This window comes from Sporosarcina ureae, assembly GCF_002109325.1.
GTDB lineage: Bacteria > Bacillota > Bacilli > Bacillales_A > Planococcaceae > Sporosarcina > Sporosarcina ureae_C.
In genome coordinates this window covers 3044544-3068915 of sequence record NZ_CP015348.1, presented here as the reverse complement: position 1 = coordinate 3068915, position 24372 = coordinate 3044544, and the positions used below count along the sequence as shown (strand labels likewise).

At 40.6% G+C, this 24372-nt stretch carries 26 protein-coding genes; all 26 read right to left on the bottom strand.

The genetic code is table 11. The features are described from left to right. Positions 1-3 precede the first annotated feature (3 nt). Positions 4-1605, bottom strand: coding sequence for a flagellar basal-body MS-ring/collar protein FliF (gene fliF / locus SporoP32a_RS15015; protein ID WP_085428637.1), 1602 nt, complete (start codon positions 1603-1605; stop codon positions 4-6). 61 nt (positions 1606-1666) lie between these two features. Next, positions 1667-1975 (bottom strand): flagellar hook-basal body complex protein FliE, encoded by a 309-nt coding sequence (gene fliE / locus SporoP32a_RS15010; protein WP_085428636.1) that lies wholly within the window; start codon positions 1973-1975, stop codon positions 1667-1669. Between the two features lie 31 nt (positions 1976-2006). Continuing rightward, a complete protein-coding gene (flgC, locus tag SporoP32a_RS15005; protein WP_085428635.1) occupies positions 2007-2468 on the bottom strand; it encodes a flagellar basal body rod protein FlgC in 462 nt (153 codons plus the stop codon). 2 nt (positions 2469-2470) lie between these two features. Then, positions 2471-2860 (bottom strand): flagellar basal body rod protein FlgB, encoded by a 390-nt coding sequence (gene flgB / locus SporoP32a_RS15000; RefSeq protein WP_085428634.1) that lies wholly within the window; start codon positions 2858-2860, stop codon positions 2471-2473. 551 nt (positions 2861-3411) lie between these two features. Next, positions 3412-4188, bottom strand: coding sequence for a GTP-sensing pleiotropic transcriptional regulator CodY (codY, locus tag SporoP32a_RS14995; protein ID WP_085428633.1), 777 nt, complete (start codon positions 4186-4188; stop codon positions 3412-3414). An 86-nt stretch (positions 4189-4274) separates the two neighbouring features. After that, entirely contained in the window at positions 4275-5663 is a 1389-nt protein-coding gene (hslU, locus tag SporoP32a_RS14990; protein ID WP_085428632.1) for an ATP-dependent protease ATPase subunit HslU, read from the bottom strand. A 3-nt stretch (positions 5664-5666) separates the two neighbouring features. Further along, on the bottom strand, positions 5667-6206 hold the full coding sequence (gene hslV, locus SporoP32a_RS14985; RefSeq protein ID WP_157129998.1) for an ATP-dependent protease subunit HslV: 540 nt from the start codon (positions 6204-6206) through the stop codon (positions 5667-5669). 8 nt (positions 6207-6214) lie between these two features. Then, positions 6215-7114: a tyrosine recombinase XerC gene (gene xerC / locus SporoP32a_RS14980; RefSeq protein ID WP_085429108.1), complete on the bottom strand. Its 900-nt coding sequence runs from the start codon at positions 7112-7114 to the stop codon at positions 6215-6217. A 386-nt stretch (positions 7115-7500) separates the two neighbouring features. Next, positions 7501-8811: an FADH(2)-oxidizing methylenetetrahydrofolate--tRNA-(uracil(54)-C(5))-methyltransferase TrmFO gene (gene trmFO, locus SporoP32a_RS14975; RefSeq protein ID WP_085428630.1), complete on the bottom strand. Its 1311-nt coding sequence runs from the start codon at positions 8809-8811 to the stop codon at positions 7501-7503. A gap of 45 nt (positions 8812-8856) precedes the next feature. Then, positions 8857-10935: a type I DNA topoisomerase gene (topA, locus tag SporoP32a_RS14970; RefSeq protein WP_085428629.1), complete on the bottom strand. Its 2079-nt coding sequence runs from the start codon at positions 10933-10935 to the stop codon at positions 8857-8859. 125 nt (positions 10936-11060) lie between these two features. After that, a complete protein-coding gene (gene dprA / locus SporoP32a_RS14965; protein WP_085428628.1) occupies positions 11061-11939 on the bottom strand; it encodes a DNA-processing protein DprA in 879 nt (292 codons plus the stop codon). Positions 11940-12013: 74 nt separating this feature from the next. After that, complete coding sequence (gene sucD, locus SporoP32a_RS14960) at positions 12014-12916, bottom strand: succinate--CoA ligase subunit alpha (protein WP_085428627.1); 903 nt, start codon at positions 12914-12916, stop codon at positions 12014-12016. A gap of 18 nt (positions 12917-12934) precedes the next feature. Continuing rightward, a complete protein-coding gene (sucC, locus tag SporoP32a_RS14955; RefSeq protein ID WP_085428626.1) occupies positions 12935-14095 on the bottom strand; it encodes an ADP-forming succinate--CoA ligase subunit beta in 1161 nt (386 codons plus the stop codon). A 134-nt stretch (positions 14096-14229) separates the two neighbouring features. Further along, a complete protein-coding gene (locus tag SporoP32a_RS14950) occupies positions 14230-14517 on the bottom strand; it encodes an EscU/YscU/HrcU family type III secretion system export apparatus switch protein (protein WP_085428625.1) in 288 nt (95 codons plus the stop codon). Continuing rightward, on the bottom strand, positions 14514-16745 hold the full coding sequence (locus tag SporoP32a_RS14945; RefSeq protein WP_085428624.1) for a hypothetical protein: 2232 nt from the start codon (positions 16743-16745) through the stop codon (positions 14514-14516). Before SporoP32a_RS14945 ends, SporoP32a_RS14950 begins: the two co-directional genes overlap by 4 nt. After that, a complete protein-coding gene (locus SporoP32a_RS14940) occupies positions 16742-17515 on the bottom strand; it encodes a ribonuclease HII (protein ID WP_085428623.1) in 774 nt (257 codons plus the stop codon). Before SporoP32a_RS14940 ends, SporoP32a_RS14945 begins: the two co-directional genes overlap by 4 nt. 115 nt (positions 17516-17630) lie before the next feature. After that, entirely contained in the window at positions 17631-18485 is an 855-nt protein-coding gene (ylqF, locus tag SporoP32a_RS14935) for a ribosome biogenesis GTPase YlqF (RefSeq protein WP_085428622.1), read from the bottom strand. Between the two features lie 18 nt (positions 18486-18503). Continuing rightward, on the bottom strand, positions 18504-19067 hold the full coding sequence (gene lepB, locus SporoP32a_RS14930) for a signal peptidase I (RefSeq protein WP_085428621.1): 564 nt from the start codon (positions 19065-19067) through the stop codon (positions 18504-18506). Between the two features lie 106 nt (positions 19068-19173). Then, on the bottom strand, positions 19174-19518 hold the full coding sequence (rplS, locus tag SporoP32a_RS14925) for a 50S ribosomal protein L19 (RefSeq protein ID WP_085133217.1): 345 nt from the start codon (positions 19516-19518) through the stop codon (positions 19174-19176). 126 nt (positions 19519-19644) lie between these two features. Further along, positions 19645-20382 (bottom strand): tRNA (guanosine(37)-N1)-methyltransferase TrmD, encoded by a 738-nt coding sequence (trmD, locus tag SporoP32a_RS14920; protein WP_085429107.1) that lies wholly within the window; start codon positions 20380-20382, stop codon positions 19645-19647. Then, the gene (gene rimM, locus SporoP32a_RS14915) at positions 20382-20897 is read right to left on the bottom strand and encodes a ribosome maturation factor RimM (protein ID WP_085428620.1); all 516 of its coding nucleotides are present in this window, start codon (positions 20895-20897) and stop codon (positions 20382-20384) included. The genes trmD and rimM overlap by 1 nt, the downstream gene beginning before the upstream one ends. A 76-nt stretch (positions 20898-20973) precedes the next feature. Further along, the gene (locus tag SporoP32a_RS14910) at positions 20974-21207 is read right to left on the bottom strand and encodes a KH domain-containing protein (protein WP_081244337.1); all 234 of its coding nucleotides are present in this window, start codon (positions 21205-21207) and stop codon (positions 20974-20976) included. Between the two features lie 15 nt (positions 21208-21222). Next, positions 21223-21495 (bottom strand): 30S ribosomal protein S16, encoded by a 273-nt coding sequence (rpsP, locus tag SporoP32a_RS14905; protein WP_085428619.1) that lies wholly within the window; start codon positions 21493-21495, stop codon positions 21223-21225. Positions 21496-21587: 92 nt separating this feature from the next. Further along, positions 21588-22943 carry a signal recognition particle protein gene (ffh, locus tag SporoP32a_RS14900; protein WP_085428618.1) on the bottom strand — a complete coding sequence of 452 codons (1356 nt, stop codon included), beginning with the start codon at positions 22941-22943 and terminating at the stop codon, positions 21588-21590. A gap of 12 nt (positions 22944-22955) precedes the next feature. Then, positions 22956-23282, bottom strand: coding sequence for a putative DNA-binding protein (locus tag SporoP32a_RS14895; RefSeq protein WP_085428617.1), 327 nt, complete (start codon positions 23280-23282; stop codon positions 22956-22958). A gap of 63 nt (positions 23283-23345) precedes the next feature. After that, a complete protein-coding gene (gene ftsY, locus SporoP32a_RS14890; RefSeq protein ID WP_085428616.1) occupies positions 23346-24368 on the bottom strand; it encodes a signal recognition particle-docking protein FtsY in 1023 nt (340 codons plus the stop codon). Positions 24369-24372: the final 4 nt, after the last annotated feature.

Sequence of the window (24372 nt, the reverse complement as noted above, 5' to 3'; positions counted from 1 at the left end):
CCATTACTCCTTGGCAATCCATGTTCGCAATAACTTCGCGAATTCTTCCGGTTTATCTTTAGCCATTTTTTCTAGTTGTTTTCTTCTTGCTGTCGCCTCTGTTTCTGTTTCCAAGTTGATGTCATCAATTTGGACGGAATCTAATTGGGCTTGAGCTTGTTCCATCGCGAGCTCTTCATCCATTGCTGCTTCATTACGTCTCTTACGCAAGAACAGCACGACGAGAACGATAACTGCTAGCAGTAATACACCGCCAATTAAATACGCCCACCAAGGAATCACTGTCTTCGTATCTTCAAACGCGATATTCTTGCCTTTAAGTGGTTGAACGGAAACCGCGATTTTTTCGGCCAGTATTTCATCCGTTAATTCCCCAGCTGCTTCTTTATCCAAGGATGTACGTACAATAGTCTCCAAAATACGTTCAACATCTTGTCTAACTTCTGGAGCTAATGAAGTTGGATCATCTGCAGTTGGAGGTTCGATCATAACTTGAATACCGATATTGCTAATTTTGTACGGGCTCTCTACTATATCTTTTTTAATTCTGTTCACTTCATTATTAATAGTTTCTTCAAGACGTTCGTAATCTCCGTCTCCGCCTTCACCTTCTACATAAGTCGTACGATTATCGGTAGGGTCTTCTCCTTCAGGGGTTCCACCTACTGCCGGATTCGTACCAGAGAATGATTCCGTTATCCGTTGCACACTAAGAGCAATACCTTCCATGTTTTCGGGATCTACTGGCGTAACCAAGTTTTCTTCACGTTGTTCTTTCTTGAAGTCAATATCTGTCGTAACCGATACAACTACTTTATCTTGCCCCATCAATGTACCGAGCATCATTTGAACCTGTCGTTGCAAGTCGCGTTCAATGGTCTTTTTCACGCCCATTTGATCCGTCACACTAGCTCCATAAGAATCTCCTGAATCTTTTAGATCAAAGTACTCAAAATATTGGTTCTGTATGACGATATTATCATTGGATAGGTTAGGTAAGCTTTTTGAAACTAGATTATAAAGTGATGTGATTTGTTGTTCCGAAAAACTTTGTCCTGGATTCGTCTTCAACATGATCGCTGCACTAGCTTCGGATGTAGTATCGTTTACGAAGATTCCTTCTGTCGGTAAAGTAAGCATAACTTTTGCGTCCTTAATACCTTCTATACCCTTTATTAGATTAGCTAATTCTGTTTGCATCGCAGCAAGCTTAATCATATTGAATTCATTATCTGTAGTACCAAACCCTGCGTTATCCGAGAAGAATGAATAATCGATCAGTCCAGAGTCTGGGAAACCTTCTGCCGCAAGTGAAACACGCAAGTTATCTAGTTGCTTCTCAGGCACAGATATCGCTGTACCGCCAGGCTCTACAAGATAAGGAACGCCCTGACCGTCTAGCACTTCTTTTATGCGACCGATTTCAGATGGTGATACTTCTGAATAAAGTGTTACATACGTAGTACGTGACAAAGCCACTGTCAAAAAAACCGCCAGCGCGATTACACTGGCTGCTGTCACTATATATATAATTTTTTGATTTTTTGTTCGACTTCCCCAGAAGGCTTTAAGATCTGCTCTGAGTTTTGTCAATCTTTCTTTCATTCTAATCCCCCGGTCAGCCTCACTAGGCACGATTCCGCTTCTACCTAGTGCTTTCTATCTGTTAGACAGGCATTCTAATGATTTCTTGGTATGCTTCTACGACTTTATTACGCATTTCTACTGTTGCATTTAATGCGATACTCGCTTTTTGTGCCGAAATCATCACATTATGTAAATCGACATCTTCACCCTTAACAAGTTTAGCTGTCATAGTATCTGAGACTTTTTGTGTTTGATCCACTTGATGAATTGCATCATTTAACATTGCTGAGAAGTTCTGTTGAGCCTCGAAAGGTGTCCTTTGTGCTTTCATGTCAGATTGTTGGATCGACATAGCAGGCATTGCACCTGTAATAGATTGAATCGCCATCTAGTTCACTCCTAATAAATTACTAATATATTTATCTTCCGATCTCCAACGCTTTCATCAGCATGGATTTGTTTGCATTCAACGCCGTTACGTTCGCTTCATACGATCGAGTAGCAGACATTAAATCAATCATTTCGCGTAAAGGGTCAATATTCGGCATTTCGACATACCCTTCATCATTAGCATCTGGATGTGATGGGTCGAACACCAATTTAAATGGAGTTTCTCGGTCTTCTTTGACACGTGTTACTGCCACACCATTTCCTGCATTCCCATGCGAATGAACTCCTTTAGCTACTTGTAGGAATGAGGAGAATTGACCTTCCTTGGGTTGTAAGGTAACTGTTTTCCTTCTGTATGGCTGCCATTCGCCATCTACTTGCTTCGCCCTAGTTGAATCGACATTCGCCATATTGGACGAGATAACATCCATCCGTAACCGTTGAGCTGTTAATGCAGAAGTCGATGAATTTAGACTATGAAAAATACTCATGATTAACGACCTCCCTTAATAACACTCTGTAATGAATTGAATTTGCCATTTAATCGTTCAATCAAAGCAGAGTTATATATTTGATTAGCTGCTAAATCCGCTTGTTCTTTGTCCATATCCACACCATTACGATCTTGTCGATAACGCAAAGCAGATACATCGAATACTTTACTCGATGCTGAATGGGTAAAGTCTATATGTTTTGAATCAGTCTTATAAGCTTCAAGACCTTTACTTTTTTCACTGGAAAATACCTCTTTAAAGTTAGCATTCTTCGTTTTATAGTTCGGCGTGTCTACATTCGCTATATTTTGCGAAATCGCCTTGCTTTTTGCAGAAGAGTAGTCCAAACCTTTTTCAAGCAGGTTGATGGTCCCGCCATAAATCTCCATCGTCTCCCACCCTTTCCTCATTTAGTCCAATCTTCATGGTTTTTAATAGAGTTTTATTGATTAATATTGTTCTTCACTAATAAGTTTGTAGAAAAAGGATATTTTTCATGATACTACTACTCTATTGTAGCGGAGATTAATGATTTTTGTCCAATGTTTTCTAAAACATTTCATAGTATAAAGTAACCATTTTACCAGATTCATAGTAATAAACATAAATCATCTCGTTACTTTATATCATGTAAATCAATATTACTACATAATTAATATGATCTATTTAGTGGGTTGCTTACGTTTTTTGTCGTATAAGCTCATATAATGTAAACATAATATTTTCAGCAGACAGTATTTCCTTTTTCTTCCGTGAAGCAACTTTTTTTAATGAACGTAACAAACTTTATGAAAATAATGACCTTTCTTGTTGAAATGGTATAGTTCTTCCACACTAGATACAGGAACACAAAGTATTTAGAAACTAAAAAACTGAAGCAAAGTCCGCAGTTACGGATCTCACTTCAGTTCTTAGATATGTTTTTTAGTGGCAATATTTTTTATGAATTATGCTTTTCAAGTTCTTCGAGGAATTTATCATTCAATACTTTAATATACGTACCTTTCATTCCTAAAGAACGTGATTCAATAACGCCAGCACTTTCTAATTTACGAAGCGCATTTACGATGACTGAACGCGTAATTCCAACTCGATCGGCAATTTTAGAAGCTACAAGAAGTCCTTCGTTACCGTCTAATTCTTTGAAGATGTGTTCGATTGCTTCGTGCTCACTGTAAGACAATGAGTTGATCGCCATTTGCACGACAGCTTTACTGCGTGCTTCATGCTCAATTTCTTCAGATTTCTCACGTGAGATTTCCATACCGACTACTGTCGCGCCGTATTCAGCAAGAATTAGATCATCTTCTGTGAATCCTTCTTTTAGTCTGGCAAGAATCAAAGTACCCAAGCGCTCGCCGCCACCAATAATTGGTACGATCGTAGTTAAACCGTCTTGGAATAGTTCTTTGTTTTCGATAGGGAATACTGTATGTTCGCTCTCGATATCAATGTTTGGAGACGTTTCATTAATCTGGAACAAGCGAGTCGTATACTCCTCAGGGAATTTACGATCTTCAAACATTTTCTTCATGCGATCATTGTCGATTTGGTGGTGGATTTCTAAACCAAGTAATTTACCTCTTCTGCTTACGATAAACGCGTTACAATCAATTACGTCACTTAGCTCTTCCGCCATCTCTTTAAAGTTAACAGGACCGCCTGCACCTTTTTGTAACATTGCATTAATTTTTCTTGTTTTAACTAATAAACTCATTTCTATTGTTCCTCCTCAAGGATTTCTTCTGACTTTAATGAATATTCTAAAGGTTTTCAATCGTTAAATAAACTATTACGACTCCCTTATAGAATAAAATGTGACAAATCTTTGTTCTTTACAATTCCATCCAGCTTTTCGTCCACATAGGCTGGTGTAATCTGTATAGATGCAGGGCCGATTTCTGCCGCTTCGAATGATAAATCTTCTAGCAACTTTTCCAAAATCGTATGCAATCTTCTAGCACCAATATTTTCTGTTTCATTATTTACTTCGTATGCAATTTCAGCCAGCTTGCTGATCGCTTCGTCTGTAAATTCAATTTCAACTTCTTCTGTCGCAAGAAGGCGTTCATATTGTTTTAATAAAGAAAAATCCGGTTCTCGCAGTATGCGCTCAAAATCATCTTTTGTCAATTTGTCTAATTCTACACGAATCGGGAATCTACCTTGAAGCTCCGGAATAATATCAGATGGCTTCGACATATGGAAGGCTCCAGCAGCAATGAACAAAATATAATCTGTCTTAACAGCCCCGTATTTTGTTGTGACTGTAGAACCTTCGACGATTGGCAAAATATCGCGTTGTACACCTTCGCGAGATACTTCACCAGAAGACTTTTGGTTGCTACTTGCGATTTTATCCATTTCATCAAGGAAAATAATTCCCGCTTGTTCTGTTAATTCAATCCCCTTGCGTGCCACTTCATCTTGATCAATTAACTTATCCGCTTCTTCTGCTTCCAATACGATTCTCGCGTCTTTTACTTTCATGCGACGCTGAACTTTCTTCTTCGGCATTAGTGATGATAAAGCGTCTTGCATGCCCGACATTTGATCCATACCAGACCCTTGCAACGCATCAAATAAAGAAGGTTGTTGCGCTTGCACTTCTACTGTCACCATTTTTTCTTCTATTTGACCATTCGCTAGCTGATCTGCAATATCTGAACGCTTTCGTCTAATCTCAGATTGATCTTCTGTTTGCACTGGTTCAGGTTGTGTCTTTTGACCAAAAAACATTTCAAATGGATTTTGACCTTCTGTATTCTTTTTCGCTTCAGGAACAAGTAATTTCACTAAACGTTCTTCCGCCAGCTTTTGAGACTGTGTTCTAACCGCTTCGCGCATATCTTCTTTAACCATACGCACTCCCACTTCAGTTAAATCACGAATCATGGACTCAACATCTCGTCCCACATAGCCTACTTCAGTAAACTTTGTCGCTTCCACTTTTACGAAGGGTGCATGAATTAACTTTGCAATTCTTCGAGCAATTTCTGTTTTCCCGACACCTGTAGGCCCAATCATCAAAATGTTTTTGGGTATGACTTCTTCCTGTTCTTCAGGTGTTAATTGCATACGGCGGTATCGATTACGCATAGCAACTGCCACTGCCTTCTTTGCTTTTTCCTGCCCAATAATAAAACGGTTTAAATACGCCGTGAGCGCTTTAGGAGTCATTTCTTGCTTCATTAGTTAAAGCACCTCCACGATAATATTATGATTAGTAAATACGCAAATGTCGGCTGCTGTCTCAAGTGAAATCTTCGCAATTTCTTCTGCTGTCAATTCACTGCTATGTTTTTTCAATGCACGTCCAGCAGCTAGAGCATAATTACCACCCGATCCGATTGCCAATACCCCGTCATCCGGTTCTATTACTTCGCCAGTACCTGAGACAAGCAATAGTGTGTTTTCATCCATAACAAGTAACAATGCCTCTAGTTTACGCAGTATACGATCCCCACGCCATTCTTTGGCAAGTTCAACAGAAGCTCTTTGAAGATTACCGTCGTATTCATTCAGTTTTGCTTCAAACAAATCAAATAACGTAAATGCATCTGCTACAGAACCAGCAAAACCAGCTAAGACTTTACCATTAAACAATCTGCGAACTTTCTTTGCTGTATGTTTCATGACGACTGACTCACCCATCGTCACTTGCCCGTCTCCTGACATAGCACATTGCCCATGATGATGAATAGCAAATATCGTTGTTGCATGAAACTCCATTATAGTTCCTCCTAAGCACGAGGGTGCGTTTGTAAATAAGTCTGGCGTAAGTGTTCATTTGTGATATGGGTATAGACCTGAGTTGACGACAGATGACTGTGCCCTAGTAGTTCCTGTACCGACCGAAGATCGGCACCAGCACTGAGCAAGTGTGTCGCAAACGTATGACGGATCATATGTGGTGAAATATTGGTATGCAATGATGCCTTCTTCATCAAGTCATCTAGTACATAGCGTACACCACGATCTGTTAATGGATCCCCACGTAGATTAACAAATAACTTCGTATGTTTCTTTTGCTTCATTAATCGTGGACGACTACTGTCTATATAGTTTTGCAATGCTTCCCCTGCAAAACTCCCGAACGGCACAAAACGTTCTTTTCGTCCTTTACCCATTACTTTCACAATTCCTAAATAATGATCCACATCTTGCACTTCGATTTCCACCAATTCACCTACACGGATACCGGTTGCATAAAGCATCTCAAGTAGAGCGCGATCCCGTAATGACCGAAAATCTTCACCCATCGTGGCATCAAATAATTTCTCCAACTCTTGTTGATAGAAAAAAGCAGGAAGACGTTCTTCTTGCTTCGGATGATACAATAATCGAAATGCCTGATCTTCAATTCCATATCGAGCATTAATGAATTTAAAAAAAGATCGGATAGCTGATATTTTTCTAGAGATACTCGTTCTAACGTACGAACGATCATATAAACGGGTAACATACAATCTAGCTACAGGATAATTAACATCATCCAACGCATCGATTTTCTCTTGCTGCAAGAATAATAAAAAATCTTGAAGATCTTTTTCATATTCTGCGACGGTATAGGATGAATAATTTTTCTCCAGACGAATATAGGATACGTATTCTTTTGCTAGTTGTTCTATTTCAGGAATCATTTTATCACCTCGATACGAATTTATCATCGTACAACGTGCACCTGAAGCTTCGAAAGATTATTGGTTGCAAATAATTGGGAATAGAATATTAAATCTAAATGTTGTCCATAAAACACTATACAATAGCAAGGAAATTTGGGCAACTTTGAAAACTGATTCCTGATCATATCTGTATTTATGAAGTATTTCCGTCACATAACGGTCAAATTAGTTTAACTTCCAACTACTTATACATTATATGTATGATCGTTTCTTCCTAACTACAAGACGTTATATCGATGAAGAAGTTGCACCGTTCAAATACAACTCAAAAACTGAAGATAGAGCTCCGATTAGATGGAGTCCTATCTTCAGTTTAATTTCAAACATATTAGATGATGTGATCATTATATATTTGTTGTTGTTTTGAATTCTTGTAGTGCATCTAACGCACGTGTCGCATGTTTGTTTGCACGTTCAGATTTTGTTCTATATCGTCTATTCAGTTCAGGGAACAACCCGAAGTTGATATTAATTGGCTGGAAGTTATTCGGATCAGCTTCCGTGATGTAGCGAGCCATGCTACCGAGGGCCGTTTCTCTAGGGAATCGGACCGGCTTCTCGCTCTTCGCCAATTGCGCCGCATTAATACCCGCTATCAACCCTGAACCTGCTGATTCTACATAACCTTCTACGCCAGTAACTTGACCTGCAAACAAGATCGTTGGTTTTGATTTCAGTTGGTATGTGCAGTTCAATACTCTAGGAGAGTTGATGAATGTATTACGATGCATGACCCCATAACGCACAATATCTACATTTTCCAATCCCGGGATCATTTGTAATATTTCTTTCTGTGCTCCCCATTTCAAATGTGTCTGAAATCCAACCAAATTATACAATGTTCCCGCTGCATTATCCTGTCGTAACTGAATAACTGCTTTTGGTTCTCTTCCCGTTTTAGGATTTTCAAGACCAACCGGTTTCAATGGACCGAATAACATCGTTTTCACACCGCGCTTCGCCATTTCTTCAATCGGCATACATCCTTCAAAATACAGTTCTTTTTCAAAGTCTTTTAAAGGGGCTACTTCAGCTGAAATTAACGCTTCATAGAAGCGTTCGAATTCTTCCGCATTCATAGGGCAATTTAAATATGCCGCTTCGCCTTTATCATAACGTGACTTCAAGTAAACTTTATCCATATCGATCGAATCTGCCTCTACAATCGGCGCCGCTGCATCATAAAAATATAAGTACTCTTCACCTGTCAGTTGTCGTATTTCTTCCGCTAATGCCGGGGACGTCAGTGGACCTGATGCAATTACCGTAATGCCTTCAGGTAATTTTGTTACTTCTTCATTGACTACTTCTATGTTCGGATGGGTACGGATCTTTTCAGTGACGTTGTTAGCGAATTCATGTCGATCTACTGCAAGCGCGCCGCCAGCAGGTACGGCACAAGCATCCGCGGCTTGAATGATCAAAGAATTGAATTGGCGCATCTCTTCTTTAATCACACCGACTGCATTTGTCAGATTGTTGGCACGTAGGGAATTGCTACATACTAATTCCGCAAATTTATCTGTGTGGTGGGCAGGCGTTTGCTTCACTGGGCGCATTTCAAATAGTTTCACCTGAACTCCCCTATTAGCCAATTGCCAAGCAGCCTCGCTACCGGCTAAACCTGCTCCGATCACATTTACAGTTTGCGTCATTTCAACTACCTCTTTCTCATTATACTGATTTACTTTGATGTTTTTTTAGCTTTGTGGTTCTTCTTTGTAATCACATTCTGTACATTGGATCTGAACACCTTTTTTCAAGCGTTTTTCGACCATTGTGTTCTGACATTTTGGACAGGGTCTCGAAATCGGTTTATCCCATGAAACATAATCGCATTCAGGGTATTGATCACAACCGAAGAAGATTCGCTTCGTCTTACTCTTACGCTCGACAACTTCGCCTTCTTTACACTTCGGACACGTCACGCCAATCGGCTTAATAATGGCTTTTGTATTACGGCAATCTGGGAAATTAGAGCAAGCCATGAATTTTCCATAGCGACCCATCTTATAAACCATCGGCGAACCACATTTCTCACAATCCTCACCCGCTGGTTCATCCTTGATTTCAATTTTCTCCATTTCAGCATCTGCAACTTCTACGTGTTTTTCGAAATCACGATAGAATTCATCGATTACTGTTCGCCACTCTATTTCGCCTTCTTCGACATGGTCAAGACGCTGTTCCATTTGTCTCGTGAATTCAATATCAATGATGTCCGGGAAATATTGATTTACCGCCTGATGAACGATTCCTCCAAGTTCTGTTGGAATAAAGCGTTTAGCATCCAAGGTAACATACCCACGTTTTTGAATGGTATCAAGTGTCGGTGCATACGTAGAAGGTCTACCTATACCTAGTTCTTCAAGTGTCTTCACTAGGCGAGCTTCCGAATATCTTGGTGGCGGCTGTGTGAAGTGCTGTTTCGGATCCACGTCCGCGTATTTAATACGTTCTCCTTCTTCAAGAGGCGGTAAAATATTTTCTTTTTCTTCTTGTTGATCATCATTGCCTTCGATATAAACTTTCATGAAGCCCGGAAATTTCACTTGAGAACCCGATGCTCTAAATCGAATATCCTCATTTAAGAAATCTGCGGTTACAGTATCCAAAACTGCTGGCGCCATTTGACTTGCAACAAGCCGTTCCCAAATGAGTTTGTATAAGCGATACTGATCTCTTGATAAGAACGCTTTCATCGCATCTGGTGTCCGCATAGCAGAAGTTGGCCGTACAGCTTCGTGCGCGTCCTGCGTCTTTGCTTTAGCTTTCGCCTTTTTGGTACTAGTTGAAATAAACTCTTCCCCGTACATCGTGTGGATGAATGATTTTACTTCTTCTTTTGCTGTATCGGAAATTCTTGTCGAGTCGGTACGCATATACGTAATTAAACCAACTGTACCTTCTTTTTTTCCAATTGCAATTCCTTCATATAATTGTTGCGCGAGCATCATCGTTTTTCTTGCACGGAAGTTCAGCTTTCGGGCTGCTTCTTGCTGAAGCGATGAGGTTGTAAACGGTAAAGCAGGATTACGTTTACGTTCTTTCTTTACTACTTTCGATACTTCAAATTCATCCGGTTTGATTGAATTGACTATCTTTTCTACTTGTTCTTGGTTTGTCAATTTGACTTTTTCTGAAGCATCACCATAAAATTGCGCTTCAAAAGTTTTATCACCTTTAGTAAACTGGGATGTGATCGACCAGTACTCTTCCGGTTCAAATGCATTGATTTCATTTTCTCGGTCAATGATTAATCGTAATGCAACTGACTGTACTCGTCCCGCGGATAATCCTTTTTTTACTTTCTTCCAAAGGATCGGGCTAATGTTATAGCCTACCAATCTGTCCAGGATTCTTCTAGCTTGTTGCGCATCCACTAAGTCCATATCAATAGGACGCGGATGCTTAAATGATTCCTTGATTGCATCTTTTGTGATTTCATTGAAGACTACGCGGCAATCTGATTCAATATCCACTCCCAATTGATGCGATAAATGCCAAGCTATTGCTTCCCCTTCGCGATCCGGGTCAGCCGCGAGAAATATTTTCTTCGCTTTTTTTGCTTCTTTTTTTAATTCTTGAAGTATCGGACCTTTTCCACGAATCGTTATATACTTCGGTTCATAATTATTTTCGGTATCTACTCCCATTTGACTGCGGGGTAAATCACGTAAATGACCAAGTGATGCACTAACTTTATACTTTTTTCCTAAGTAACGTTCAATCGTTTTCGCTTTAGCAGGCGATTCCACTATTACTAAGTAATCTGCCATATCGTTCCCTCCTCAGAGAGATTTCTTTATATTTATTCAGCAAAAGAATATCTGTTGCAAAATGTATAACAGTTTTCATGATAATGCAACCTTTTAAACATTTTACAAAAATAGGATATACCGATTTACTGTAAGGAATCAATAATTTGATAACCACTCCACAATGGCTTGGCTCCTTCATCTAACAGCCTATTCGGACCTGCAGAAAGAGGAGAATCTATAGCGCCTGGCACTGCAAAAATTTCTTTTCCGTGATCAAGCGCATGCTCGACTGTACTCATCGTTCCGCTTCTTTCGACAGACTCAGTAATGACTAACGCGCTGGATAATGCGCTGATGATCCGATTGCGCATAGGGAAAGTCCATTTTGCAGGGGGAAAGTACGGTGGGTATTCAGTTACAAGCAGGTGATTTCTCGCCATTTCTTCAGCTATTCGCTGATTCTTTTTTGGATACATATGAGAAAATCCATGACCTAATACACCGATCGTATCCCCACCATATTCAATCGCTGCTTGGTGTGCCATAGTGTCTGCCCCGTCTGCTAACCCTGACACAATTGGTATGTGATGATCAACAAGTGGGGGAACAATAAACGCTAGCGCTTTCCTAGAGTAGTCAGTAGCTTTGCGAGAGCCGATTATTCCCACGCGAGGATGTATTTTCAATAAATCAATATTTCCTTTGCCATATAGAACAGCAGGTGAATCGCATAATTGTTTCAGTTCTTCAGGGTAATCAGAATGAAAATATGGAATAGGAAAGCATCCTATTTCTCTTAATAGCTCCACTATAGGCAGTTCGGATATTTCCTTAAATTTCATAGGAAACTCTTCAGTTTTCGCCACCGGTAAGTTAAAAATATACGACCAGTGAAGCGCAGAATAAGAATGTAAGTTTTCTAATGAAGGATTTTCCTGTAATAACTTAGTGAAACGATTAAATGGTACAGGATGGATATAATGTAAGTTAAGTAAATGACGTTGCTGATTAGTATATAGCATCGAATTCTCCTCTATTCGACACTACAAGCATGAGCACGAAAAAAAGGAGCAGCGATTAAGCTACTCCTTTCAGTTTACTTCGTTTTACATTTCTCGTATAGTCCTTTTTCTTTCAGAACCTTGATTAATGTTTCACCTATGACAGAAGGTGTTTCTGCGACTTGAACATCAGCTTCTTCAAGAGCTTTAATTTTATCAGCGGCTGTACCTTTACCACCGGAAATTATAGCTCCTGCGTGTCCCATGCGCTTACCTTCAGGCGCCGTTTGACCACCGATAAAGCCTACAACAGGCTTCGTCATATTTTCTTTAATCCAAGCGGCTGCTTCTTCTTCTGCAGTACCACCAATTTCACCGATCATAACTACTGCATATGTTTCTGGATCTTCATTGAATGCTTTCAAGACGTCGATAAAGTTAGTACCATTTACCGGGTCTCCACCAATTCCGACAGCTGTAGTTTGACCAATTCCTTCTTGCGTTAGCTGATGAACCGCTTCATACGTTAGTGTACCTGAACGAGAAACTACGCCCACGTGACCTTTTGTATGGATATAGCCAGGCATAATACCGATTTTTGTCTCGTCTGCCGTGATAACACCTGGACAGTTTGGACCGATCAATCGAGTATTTTTCCCTTCCATATAACGCTTCACTTTAATCATATCAAGTACAGGAATGTGCTCGGTAATACAGATGGTCATTTCAAGTTCTGCATCTACACCTTCCATAATTGCATCCGCTGCAAATGGTGCAGGAACATAAATGATGGAAACTGTTGCGCCTGTTTCTTTAACTGCTTCTTCTACAGTGTCAAATACCGGCACGCCTTCCACCGTCTGACCGCCTTTACCAGGCGTTACGCCAGCGACAATTTTCGTACCATATTCCAACATTTGCTGTGTATGGAACAGGGCAGTGGAACCTGTAATTCCTTGTACAATTACTTTTGTATCTTTATTTACATAAATACTCATGATTTGTACCTGCCTTTCTTATCCTATCAACTCGACGATTTTTTTCGCGCCTTCTGCCATGGAATCCGCAGCAACAATATTGATGCCTGATTCTTTCAGCAAGGCTTTCCCGCGTTCTACATTCGTTCCTTCAAGACGTACAACAAGTGGCACTTGAAGTCCTACTTCTTTAGCAGCTTCAATTACACCTTCAGCAATTACGTCGCATTTCATGATTCCGCCAAAGATATTAACAAAAATACCTTTTACTTTTGGATCTGATAAAATGATTTTGAAAGCAGCCGCTACTTTTTCTTTCTTTGCGCCGCCCCCAACATCCAAGAAGTTAGCGGGTTCTCCGCCGTAGAAATGAATCGTATCCATTGTAGCCATAGCTAAACCGGCTCCATTTACCATGCAACCGATATTTCCATCTAAAGAAATATAGCTTAAGTCATGCTTGGATGCTTCGATTTCTTTCGGATCCTCTTCATCATAGTCACGTAATTCCATAATGTCTTTATGACGGAATGTAGCATTATCGTCAAAGTTGAATTTCGCGTCCAATGCAAGTACACGATCATCTTTTGTTACGACAAGTGGATTAATTTCAACGATTGATGCATCTTTTTCGCTGAATACTTTATATAAACCTAGGAAGAAACTTACTGCTTTATTGATTAGATTACTTGGGATTTCCATATTGAACGCCATACGACGTGCTTGGAAAGGAACCAACCCGACTACTGGATCGATCACTTCGTAGAAAATCTTCTCAGGGCTGTTTTCTGCCACTTCTTCGATTTCTACGCCACCCTCTGCAGATCCCATCAATGTTACACGATCTGTTGCCCGGTCTACGACAAGGCCGATATAAAATTCTTTTTCGATATCGATTCCTTCTTCAACAAGAAGACGTTTGACTTCTTGTCCTTTAGGACCTGTTTGGTGTGTTACGAGTTGCGTACCGATTAAATCAGCAGCTACCGCACGCACTTCATCAAGACTTTTCACGATCTTAACTCCGCCTGCTTTACCGCGTCCACCCGCATGTATTTGCGCTTTTACCACAATAGGCTCTGTACCGATTTCTTTCGCTATTGTCATTGCTTCTTTTGGCGAAAATGCGACACGGCCCTTCGAAACAGCCACTCCGTAATCTCTTAATAGCTGCTTCCCTTGATATTCATGGATGTTCATACGTACTGCCTCCATTCGATTTACAATTGCTTGAAGCTCAACTACTGTTTTATTGTAATCAAATCGTCACACATTGTCCAAGAATCACTATTGTAAAACTAAATTCTATAATTTCCAATAATTCAAATGGACTGTTATTGCTTACCGCTTTTCTCACGATCTAAACGATATATATAAGCAAAAACTTCAGAAACCGCCTGATATAATTCTTCAGGAATTGTTTCGTTAACGTTTAATTGACCAAGTAACTCCAATAGACTTGGATCTTCTTGCACAGGAATGTCATGCTCTAGTGCACGTTCAAGAATATTCTCTGCGATTTTTCCTTTTCCTTTAGCCAGTACTTTCGGCGCGTCCGAAACTTCAGGGTCGTAGGAAAGCGCAATAGCTTCTTTTCGTGTAAATCGCTGTTCTTCTTTCATATTCTGTAATCCACTCCTCCTTCATCTAAATGGAAGGGACTAGTTGGCTTTTGAGCAATTTGTTGCTGTTCATTGAAAGGCTTAAAAGTAACACCAGATAGTTTATAACCCGCTCCTTCAAGACCTTCTTTTAACAAACTTTGGAAATTTGAACCAATTGTTTTTAACGAAGATAATTCGTTAAATATCGTCAAGTTAACCACTTTGTTTTGCACATGCATATCAACTAACGTAGTCGACAGTGACTCCAATTCCAAATAAAACAATATTCGAGCGAATGCAGGATCGATTTTGCCATTTTCTTTCATACGACCATTCCATTGCAGAGTAGCATCGATTTTTTTTCCGAACATTTCAAGTGGTACTTGCATAATTAGTTGTTGTTGTAAGCCTGTATCTCCTGATTGGAGTACTGTGCCGTTCATACGCAACACCATGGTCTCTGCTGCATCACGTAGCGGCGGTGATAACGTAGGATCTTGTAGCATGGCCAGTAATTGCGGTTTTAACGTACTTGCCAAATTAGCTAAGTCAGGTTCTTTACCACCAAGCACGGCTTCATAATTCATACCTAATGTACTCAATACATGTTGCAGGGCTTCTTTCATGATAGGTCCGTTCATCGTTTGCGATACGCGTACTTCAGCTGCTTGAATCATTTGTTTCACTTGAGCATTTTCCGACTTTTCTGCGGACTGCATTAATGCACGAATGGCTTCATCAACTTTTTCAGTGGGTACCATAAGCGATGGGATGGATTGTTGTACTTCCTTTATGGCAGCTTGTTGCTGTAGGGGCACAGCAGTTGTTTCTTGTTTGCTTGCTTGTTGTACTACTGTCTGGCTAAGCTGTTCGACTAATACTGTTTTAGCCCCTTCTGTCATCGGTTGTTGCGCAAATTGATTCAAGACGTTCTGCAATGCCGTTTTCATCGATTCCGGCATAACAGGATTAGAATGCAATTGTTGCGTTAAATTCATTACAATTGCTTTGACCGCTTGGTGATCTGCTGCAGGTGCTTGGCTTAATTGCCCAATAGCCGCTTGTACAGTTTGTACGGTAGCGGGGGCATTTGTAGCTTGTTGCGCTACGTTATTTGTTGCTGCAAGTGGAGTGGTTGTTGATGTGTTAGCTTGAGTAAATACTTTATTAAATTGCTCCACGACAGCTGCTTTAGAACTGTCTGTCATCGGTTGTTGCGTTAACTGATTAATCACCGTCTGCAATGCATTTTTCACAGGTTCAGGAAGTACGGTAGTAGTTAATTGCTGCGTGATATTTTGCACAAGAGTTTTTACTGTTTGTTGATTTGATATAGGTGTTTGACTCAGCTGATTCATTAGGGACTGTATAGTTTTACCCGTTTCCATTTGATTCGCCATGGCGCTTGCTGAGTTGGGAGATTGCATACTCGCTTTCGTTACTAATTCAGCCAACACTTGTGGTAAGTTAGCCAATGAAGTTCGTGCTGGCAGTATGTCGGCATTTTTTAATAGTTGTAACGCAGCAAATCGATCTGTTTTCCCCGCTTGTGGATCCAGCAGCTGAGCTAAACTTTGATTAAGCAGTTCTTTTCCTACCGTTTGATTAAGAGGAGATGATAAAGCTTGCATCGTCGTTAAAAGCTCCTGACGCATCGCTGGAGGTAGATTAGGCTCGCTTTGGATAGCTGCAAGCAAAGTCGTGAGTTGTTGCGCAATCGTGCCTGTCTGCGTTTGTAGAAGTGATTGAAACACAGCGGGTGTGAAAGGCAGTCGCGCTTCAGCAATTTTCCCAAGCGTCGCGAGTGCGTTGGCTTTCATTTCAGCGGGTACGGATTTTAGAAGATTGACGGCTTCAAGCATATTCTCTTTCGTCATAGGAATTTTTTGCTTGATGATCGTAGCAAGAATATCTTTCATTTCTTGTGTTTTAGGTAAATTTAACGATTCCATTAATTGAGTCAGTTGAGCAGATTGACCTTCTCCACCGCGCATCGGCCCCGAAATAACCTGTAATTGTAATTCAGGTTCTGTACCGTTGACCTTGAAGTAATAATTGTCTCCTGCCTGCATAGGCACTTCCAGTTTTGCATACAACTGATGATTTCCTACTTGTACTTGTGCCATTTGACCAGGAAATAATTGTGTGATCTTTCCGTGTATCATTTGTCCTTCTTTCAGAGAAAGCGTTTGAGTTTCCGTAGCCGTGGCCCTGGCAGATGAGGCGGATAAAGAACTTAAATTCATTGTCGATTCCTCCACATCGTTTTGATCGGTTCAAATGTTTTACGATGATGTTCGCAATACCCATGTGTTTCAAGCCCTTGTAAATGTTTTGCTGTTCCATATCCTGCATTTTCATTAAATGCATACCTGGGAAACTCTTCGTGTAATTCATTCATCAGGGCATCACGGGTTGTTTTAGCTAATATAGAAGCGGCTGCGATAGTTAAGCTTTTTTCGTCACCTTTGACGACGGAGTAACATGGACACGCAGTGTGTAAATTCATTGCGTCAGCCACTACTGCGTGCGGAGCTATGTCTAGTTGACTTATAGCTGTCTCCATTGATTGTTTTGTTGCTTGATAAATATTCAAATCATCTATCGCTTTTGCCGATTGAACGTGTATGGAGTATGCTACAGCCTTTTCTTTAATTAGCTGAGCGAATTCCTGTCGCTTCTCTTTAGAAATCTTCTTCGAATCATCTACTCCAATGAGAGCAGAGCAATCTTCCGGTAGAATAACAGCTGCCGTGACTACCGGTCCTGCTAGAGGTCCCCTTCCGGCTTCATCAATTCCTGCCAATAATAATACTCGTGTAGATTTATACGAATCATCAAAGTCCTTTTTCTTTTGAAATTCTTGAATGAGCGCTTGCTTTTTATTATATCGAGCGCGCCATTGAATAATTGCTTGTTGGACACCTTTTCTAGTGTCGGTTTCTAGCTCTGTAAGCCACTCATTCGGTTCTTGTAATTCTATCAATTGATCTTTTATTTGCTGTATCGTTGTCATTTACTTCACCTGTCCATCTTAAATATGTTTGTCTATATAGTATATCGGTTTCTAAATGATTTTTTCGACAAAAAAGCAACGGTTCGGAAACAGAGTTCCTAGCCGTTGCTTCTAATTATTCGAATTCCTCAGGAAAATCGAATGTTAATTTGCCTACTTGCTGGTCGCGGATATCTTGTACGATCATTTCTGCTACTTTATCATAATCAATTTCTCCGCCAACCCCGTATACTTTTCTACGTTCACCAATTTTATCAAACAATGTTTGAATATTATCCCCCACTGTTGTCATTTCGTAGCGCTGTGCCAATCTATCAGGGTAATGGGATTCTAAAAACTTAAGTGCATAGACCGCTAGCTCTTCCATATTTAATACGGAATCCTTGATCGCACCTGTTAATGCCAGTTTATAACCTACTTGTTGATCTTCAAACTTCGGCCACAATACACCTGGTGTATCGAGAAGTTCTAATTCTTTTTCGAATTTAATCCATTGTTGCGCTTTTGTTACACCTGGTTTATTGCCAGTTTTTGCGATGTTTTTCTTCGCTAATCGATTAATTAAAGTAGATTTCCCAACGTTCGGTATACCGACAATCATTGCACGGATTGCGCCAGGACGTATGCCACGTTGCTTCATACGGTCATACTTCGGTTGCAAGATTTCTTTTGCCGCTTTTGTAACCGTTTGTAGGCCTTTGCCTTCAAATGAATTGATCGCGACTGTACGTAAGCCTTGCTTTTCAAAGTATGTAATCCAACGCTTCGTTTGCATTTCATCAGCCAAGTCCATTTTATTCAAAATAAGCAGTCTTGGTTTATGCTGAGTTACTTCGTCTATCATGGGATTACGTGAAGAAAGTGGCAGTCTCGCATCTATTAATTCAAATACTATATCGACTAACTTCAGTTTTTCTGTGACTTCCCGTCTCGCTTTCGCCATATGGCCTGGAAACCATTGAATAGTCATTCGAATCGTCCCCTTTCGTTATTTCACAAGACCGAAATCTTTAATCGGCCAGAACACTACACTCGTACTACCGATTACTTCATCGATTGATACGGCTCCAATATGTCTAGAGTCTTTACTCTTCCGACGGTTATCGCCCATTACAAATATGTGATCTTCAGGCACAGTTTGGGCATCGATTTGCGGCACGTCTTGCAGAGTGAAATCTTCCGTCAGCGTTCCATCTTGAACCTCTGATTTGTATTGATCCAGATATGGTTCTTCATATGCTTTATCATTTACATATAGTACATCATCTTTATACTCTACTGTATCTCCTGGCAGACCGATTACACGTTTAATATAATCCTTCTGCTCGGGTGCGTGGAATACTACGATATCAAAGCGATGTGGTTCACCAATCGTGTAACCGATTTTATTGACGATCATACGATCTCCATGTTCCAATGTCGGCATCATGGAAATACCGTCAACAACGATTGGTGTGAATAAAAAGATACGAATAATGGCGGCTAATCCAAACGCTATTAACAGTGCTTTAATCCATTCTAGTCCTTCACTTCTCGTTTTTTTCTCTTCCATTAATCTAGCCTCCTGCCTTGTCTGTTATTATTGTACAGTCAATTGTCTTTCTGAGCAAAAAGAAAGGAGGCCAAGTGCAAGGCCCCCTTCGTTTCTGTTTATCTTATTAGCGTAGTTCTTTGATACGAGCTGCTTTACCACGTAACTTACGTAGGTAGTACAACTTCGCACGACGAACTTTACCGCGACGAGTTACTTCAATTTGAGCTAGCTTAGGTGTGTGTAATGGGAATGTACGCTCCACTCCAACACCGTTTGAAATTTTACGTACTGTGAAAGTTTCGCTAATTCCGCCACCACGACGCTTAATAACGATTCCTTCGAATAACTGGATACGCTCACGAGTTCCCTCGATGATCTTCACGTGCAAGCGAAGTGTGTCGCCAGGACGGAATGAAGGGTGTTCAGTGCGTAACTGATCTTTTGTAATATCTGCAATTAGTTTTTGCATGTTTTTCTCTCCTTCTTTTCTGATGTTCTTGCACGTCTTGAATTGCAGCGGAACAACAGTAAAATAGGCGCTCTTAAAAAGCGCTTAGTAAATCATAGCATATGCCTGTTAACGAATCAAGCAAATTCAGCCTCTTTTATGCTTCCATTGTTGAAAGAGTTTTTGTTGATGTTTCGTTAACGGCGCTTCTTCAAGAAGTTCAGGACGACGCTCTGCAGTGCGGAGGAAAGCTTGCTCTTCTCTCCACTTCTCAATCTCTGCGTGATTGCCCGATAACAGCACAGGAGGCACTTCAAGGCCGTTGAATGTAGCAGGTCGAGTATATTGCGGATGTTCTAGCATCCCCGTCGAAAAAGAGTCGTGGACAGCCGACTGGTCGTTCCCAAGAACATCAGGAAGCAATCGTACTACACTATCAATGATTGCCATGGAGGCAACTTCTCCGCCTGTCAGTACAAAGTCACCAAGTGATATCTCATCAGTCACTAAATGTTCACGGATTCTCTCATCATATCCTTCATAGTGACCACAGATAAACACGAGATGCTGTTCTTTGGCAAGTTCTTCTGCCTTCTTTTGCGTAAACCGCTCACCTTGTGGACACATTAAGATCACACGTGGCTTACTGTCGCTTGTGCGAGTGACGGCTTCTACAGCAGCAAAGAGAGGTTCAGGTTTTAACACCATCCCCGCACCGCCACCATAAGGATAGTCATCCACTTTTCTATGTTTGTTTGTTGCGTAGTCACGAAAATCCGTCACTTGAAAGGATGCGGCCTGTTGTTCTTGCGCTTTTTTCATGATAGAGGAATGAAGTACACCTTCAAACATTTCAGGGAACAAAGACAGTACATCAATTTTCATCATGAAAGTAATCCGTCCATTAGTTCAATTTTGATGACCTGTTCATCGATATCGATGTCTTTTACAACATCTTCGATATACGGGATATAATGCGGCTTACCTTCAGCTGGTGTTACTTCCCACACATCGTTTGCACCCGTTTCAATAATTTCAGAAACCGTACCGATCTCTTCTCCTGTTTCTGTAATCACACGACATCCAATGATTTCATGATAGTAAAACTCGTTTTCCTCAAGTTCTGTTAATTCTTTCTCAGATACTTTAATTACGCCGTCACGAAACTTTTCGACGTCATTGATGTTCGGATAACCTTCGAACGTAAGCAAATCAAAGTTTTTATGCTTGCGGTGACTTGTTACCTTCACAAAAGTAGGTGCTTTTACTTTTGGCATAAAGATCGCGAGCTCACTTCCCACTTGATATCGCTCATCCGGAAAATCTGTTTTGGACATTACACGGACTTCACCTTTGATACCATGAGTATTAACGATCGTGCCTACATTAAACCATTCCATTATTTCGCCTCCAATGTATGAATAAAAGTATTTATACGTGCAAAAAAGGAAGGAACCGGGGCTCCTTCCTTTTGGATCAATCCAAGATATCCAAATACACTTTTTTGCCGTGGTGGCTGCCTGCTGCTGAGTAAACAATCGTACGGATCGCTTTTGCCACACGACCTTGCTTCCCGATCACTTTACCCATGTCTTCCGCATTCACTGATAACTGATAAACGACTCGTTGAGATTGTTCTTCAGATACCACTTTCACGTCATCTGGGTAATCGACTAACGGTTTTACAATTGTTTCAATCAGCTGCTTCATGTCCACCCCTCCAAATTACTTGCTGTATTTAGCGTTATGGAATTTTTCCATGATACCTTGTTCTGAGAACAAGTTACGAACTGTATCAGATGGTTTAGCGCCATCTTGAAGCCATTTCAAAGCCAATTCTTCATCGATCTTAACTGTTGCTGGTTTTGTAAGTGGGTTGTATGTACCAACCTGATCGATTTGACGGCCGTCACGTGGTGCACGTGCATCAGCTACTACAATACGATAAAAAGGAGATCTCTTAGCTCCCATACGTTTTAGACGAATTTTAACTGCCATTATTATCTACACCTCCGAATAGTTTCACACAAGATAGTATATTACCAAGGTTTTATTTGTTTGTAAAGGTTTTTTTCTTAACACCCTCTATTTTATTTAAAAAACGCATCAAAACCAGGCATTTTACCCTTCTTCTTACCTTTTTGTTGCATATTGGTCATTTGCTTAACCATTTTTTTCATTTCTTCAAACTGCTTTAGCAAACGGTTCACTTCCTGAGTGGAAGTTCCAGATCCTACAGCAATTCTTTTTTTACGGCTCGCGTTGATAATTTCCGGGTTTTCCCGTTCAGCAAGTGTCATGGAATAAATGACCGCTTCTACGCGACCCATCTGACTCTCATCCACTTTGGCATTATCGAGGCCTTTGATTTTATTTGCACCCGGCATCATTTTTAAAATTTCGTCGAGTGGCCCCATTTTTTTCACTTGTTGCATCTGATCAAGAAAATCATCGAGCGTGAAGCTTTGCGTACGCAACTTCTGCTCAAGCTCTTTCGCTTTATCTTCATCCACATTTTCTTGTGCTTTTTCAATCAACGACATGACATCGCCCATGCCAAGGATTCTTGATGCCATACGCTCTGGATGAAATGGCTCAAGCGCGTCCATCTTCTCACCCATACCGACAAACTTAATTGGTTTTTCAGTGACAGTACGAATTGATAAAGCAGCACCACCACGTGTATCTCCATCAAGTTTTGTCAGGATGACACCAGTGATTCCAATTGTATCGTCGAAATTTTTCGCGACATTGACTGCATCTTGACCTGTCATCGCATCCACTACAAGGAACACTTCATCTGGATTCGTTAACTCACGAATATCTTTCAATTCCTGCATTAACGCTTCATCTACATGAAGTCGACCCGCAGTATCAATAATTACCACGTCATTATGCTCACGTTCCGCCTCTTCCATTGCTTTACGTGCAATTTCAACAGGTGACTGGTCCGTTCCCATAGAGAATACAGGAACTGTGATTTGCTTGCCTAATGTTTCAAGTTGTTGGATCGCTGCCGGCCGATAAATGTCCGCTGCAACAAGCAAAGGTTTTTTATTATGCTTTTTGCGTAAAACCGTGGCCAACTTACCGGTCGTTGTGGTTTTACCGGCACCTTGCAACCCCACCATCATGATAACGGTAGGTGATTTACGTGCGAACTGGATGGGATTTTGTTCTCCGCCCATCAGATTCGTCAATTCATCTTTAACAATTTTTACAACTTGCTGGCCAGGTGTCAAACTCTTCATAACGTCCTGTCCCACTGAGCGTTCGCTGACCGTCTTGACAAACTGTTTAACGACTTTCAAGTTGACGTCTGCTTCAATTAGCGCAAAACGAACTTCACGCATCATTTCTTTTACGTCAGCTTCGTTGATTTTACCTTTGCCTGTGATTTTATTCATCGTTCCTTGCAGGCGTTCGGCTAGACCTTCAAATGCCATAGACAATCCCCCCTATTCAAAATCCTTTAAGGTATGTAGCAACTCCATGAAGCGATCTGGATTTACAGTAGGAACCATTTCCTCTAGCTTCTCTACGGTTTCCAGACGACCTTCATGCTTTTCGAACAGATTGAGTTTCTTCTCGTAATCCTCGAGCATAGCCTCAGTCCGCTTGACATTGTCATACACAGCCTGTCTCGATACGCCGTACTGCTCTGCGATTTCACCGAGAGAAAGATCATCTAAATAATATAATTGCATATATAAACGTTGTTTGTCAGTTAATAATGATTGATAAAAATCAAAGAGGAAGTTCACTCTTGTCGTTTTTTCAAGCATGATCACGACCTCCTTCAGTCACCATTATATATTATCTTGCATACACACTACTGTCAAGTATATTTACTTGTCTTCTTTAATTTCCTCTTCATCTTCTTTAGATTCTTCCATTTCCAATCCATCCGCAAATAATCCATAGACATATTTCTCTGGATCGAAGGGTTGTAAATCATCAATACCTTCACCAAGACCGACAAATTTCACTGGTATGTCCAGCTTATTACGGATCGCTAACACGATACCGCCTTTTGCCGTGCCATCTAGTTTTGTCAATACAATACCTGTGACATTCGTTACTTCGTTAAATGTCTGGGCTTGAATCAATGCATTTTGTCCAGTCGTCGCATCCAATGCTAATAATACTTCATGAGGAGCACCTTCAATTTCACGACCAATGATACGATGGACTTTTTCCAATTCATTCATCAAGTTCACTTTATTTTGTAAGCGACCTGCGGTATCACAAATAAGAACATCGACATTGCGCTTCTTTGCTGCTTTAACTGCATCAAAAATAACTGCAGCTGGATCTGAACCTTCAGCCTGGCGAACGACCTCTACACCCGTTCGCTCTCCCCAGACGACAAGCTGTTCTATCGCCCCTGCGCGGAACGTATCCCCAGCAGCGAGCATGACCGTTTTGCCTTCCTTTTTCAACCGTGAGGCCATTTTACCGATCGTTGTCGTTTTACCGACACCGTTCACTCCAACCATCAAAATTACATTCAGTCGACCTTCTTCCAAATTCAAATCATTGGAAACTTCTTCACCTGAATTGTAGATTTCTACAAGTTTTTCAGAAATCAGTGACTGCATACCAGTTGTATCTTTAATGTTCTTACGCTGTACTTCTTCTTTCAGTAAATCAATTAATTCCATAACTGTTTCAAATCCAACATCCGCTTGAAGCAATACTTCTTCGAGCTCTTCAAAGAATTCTTCATCAACCACACGGAATCGGAATACTAAATCATTCACTTTCGATGTAAATGAATCTCGAGTCTTTGTCAGACCATCTTTAAACTTCTCCGTTACTGCTTCGTTTGTACCTGAAATCTTATCTTTTATTTTCTTAAAGAAAGACATTCCT

Coding starts and splice junctions, on each gene's coding strand:
- fliF (WP_085428637.1), bottom strand. CDS start 1,605: ATGAAAGAAAGATTGACAAAACTCAGAGCAGATCTTAAAGCCTTCTGG.
- fliE (WP_085428636.1), bottom strand. CDS start 1,975: ATGGCGATTCAATCTATTACAGGTGCAATGCCTGCTATGTCGATCCAA.
- flgC (WP_085428635.1), bottom strand. CDS start 2,468: ATGAGTATTTTTCATAGTCTAAATTCATCGACTTCTGCATTAACAGCT.
- flgB (WP_085428634.1), bottom strand. CDS start 2,860: ATGGAGATTTATGGCGGGACCATCAACCTGCTTGAAAAAGGTTTGGAC.
- codY (WP_085428633.1), bottom strand. CDS start 4,188: ATGAGTTTATTAGTTAAAACAAGAAAAATTAATGCAATGTTACAAAAA.
- hslU (WP_085428632.1), bottom strand. CDS start 5,663: ATGAAGCAAGAAATGACTCCTAAAGCGCTCACGGCGTATTTAAACCGT.
- xerC (WP_085429108.1), bottom strand. CDS start 7,114: ATGATTCCTGAAATAGAACAACTAGCAAAAGAATACGTATCCTATATT.
- trmFO (WP_085428630.1), bottom strand. CDS start 8,811: ATGACGCAAACTGTAAATGTGATCGGAGCAGGTTTAGCCGGTAGCGAG.
- topA (WP_085428629.1), bottom strand. CDS start 10,935: ATGGCAGATTACTTAGTAATAGTGGAATCGCCTGCTAAAGCGAAAACG.
- dprA (WP_085428628.1), bottom strand. CDS start 11,939: ATGCTATATACTAATCAGCAACGTCATTTACTTAACTTACATTATATC.
- sucD (WP_085428627.1), bottom strand. CDS start 12,916: ATGAGTATTTATGTAAATAAAGATACAAAAGTAATTGTACAAGGAATT.
- sucC (WP_085428626.1), bottom strand. CDS start 14,095: ATGAACATCCATGAATATCAAGGGAAGCAGCTATTAAGAGATTACGGA.
- SporoP32a_RS14950 (WP_085428625.1), bottom strand. CDS start 14,517: ATGAAAGAAGAACAGCGATTTACACGAAAAGAAGCTATTGCGCTTTCC.
- SporoP32a_RS14945 (WP_085428624.1), bottom strand. CDS start 16,745: ATGAATTTAAGTTCTTTATCCGCCTCATCTGCCAGGGCCACGGCTACG.
- SporoP32a_RS14940 (WP_085428623.1), bottom strand. CDS start 17,515: ATGACAACGATACAGCAAATAAAAGATCAATTGATAGAATTACAAGAA.
- ylqF (WP_085428622.1), bottom strand. CDS start 18,485: ATGACTATTCAATGGTTTCCAGGCCATATGGCGAAAGCGAGACGGGAA.
- lepB (WP_085428621.1), bottom strand. CDS start 19,067: ATGGAAGAGAAAAAAACGAGAAGTGAAGGACTAGAATGGATTAAAGCA.
- rplS (WP_085133217.1), bottom strand. CDS start 19,518: ATGCAAAAACTAATTGCAGATATTACAAAAGATCAGTTACGCACTGAA.
- trmD (WP_085429107.1), bottom strand. CDS start 20,382: ATGAAAATTGATGTACTGTCTTTGTTCCCTGAAATGTTTGAAGGTGTA.
- rimM (WP_085428620.1), bottom strand. CDS start 20,897: ATGGAATGGTTTAATGTAGGCACGATCGTTAATACTCATGGTATCAAA.
- SporoP32a_RS14910 (WP_081244337.1), bottom strand. CDS start 21,207: ATGAAGCAGCTGATTGAAACAATTGTAAAACCGTTAGTCGATTACCCA.
- rpsP (WP_085428619.1), bottom strand. CDS start 21,495: ATGGCAGTTAAAATTCGTCTAAAACGTATGGGAGCTAAGAGATCTCCT.
- ffh (WP_085428618.1), bottom strand. CDS start 22,943: ATGGCATTTGAAGGTCTAGCCGAACGCCTGCAAGGAACGATGAATAAA.
- SporoP32a_RS14895 (WP_085428617.1), bottom strand. CDS start 23,282: ATGCTTGAAAAAACGACAAGAGTGAACTTCCTCTTTGATTTTTATCAA.
- ftsY (WP_085428616.1), bottom strand. CDS start 24,368: ATGTCTTTCTTTAAGAAAATAAAAGATAAGATTTCAGGTACAAACGAA.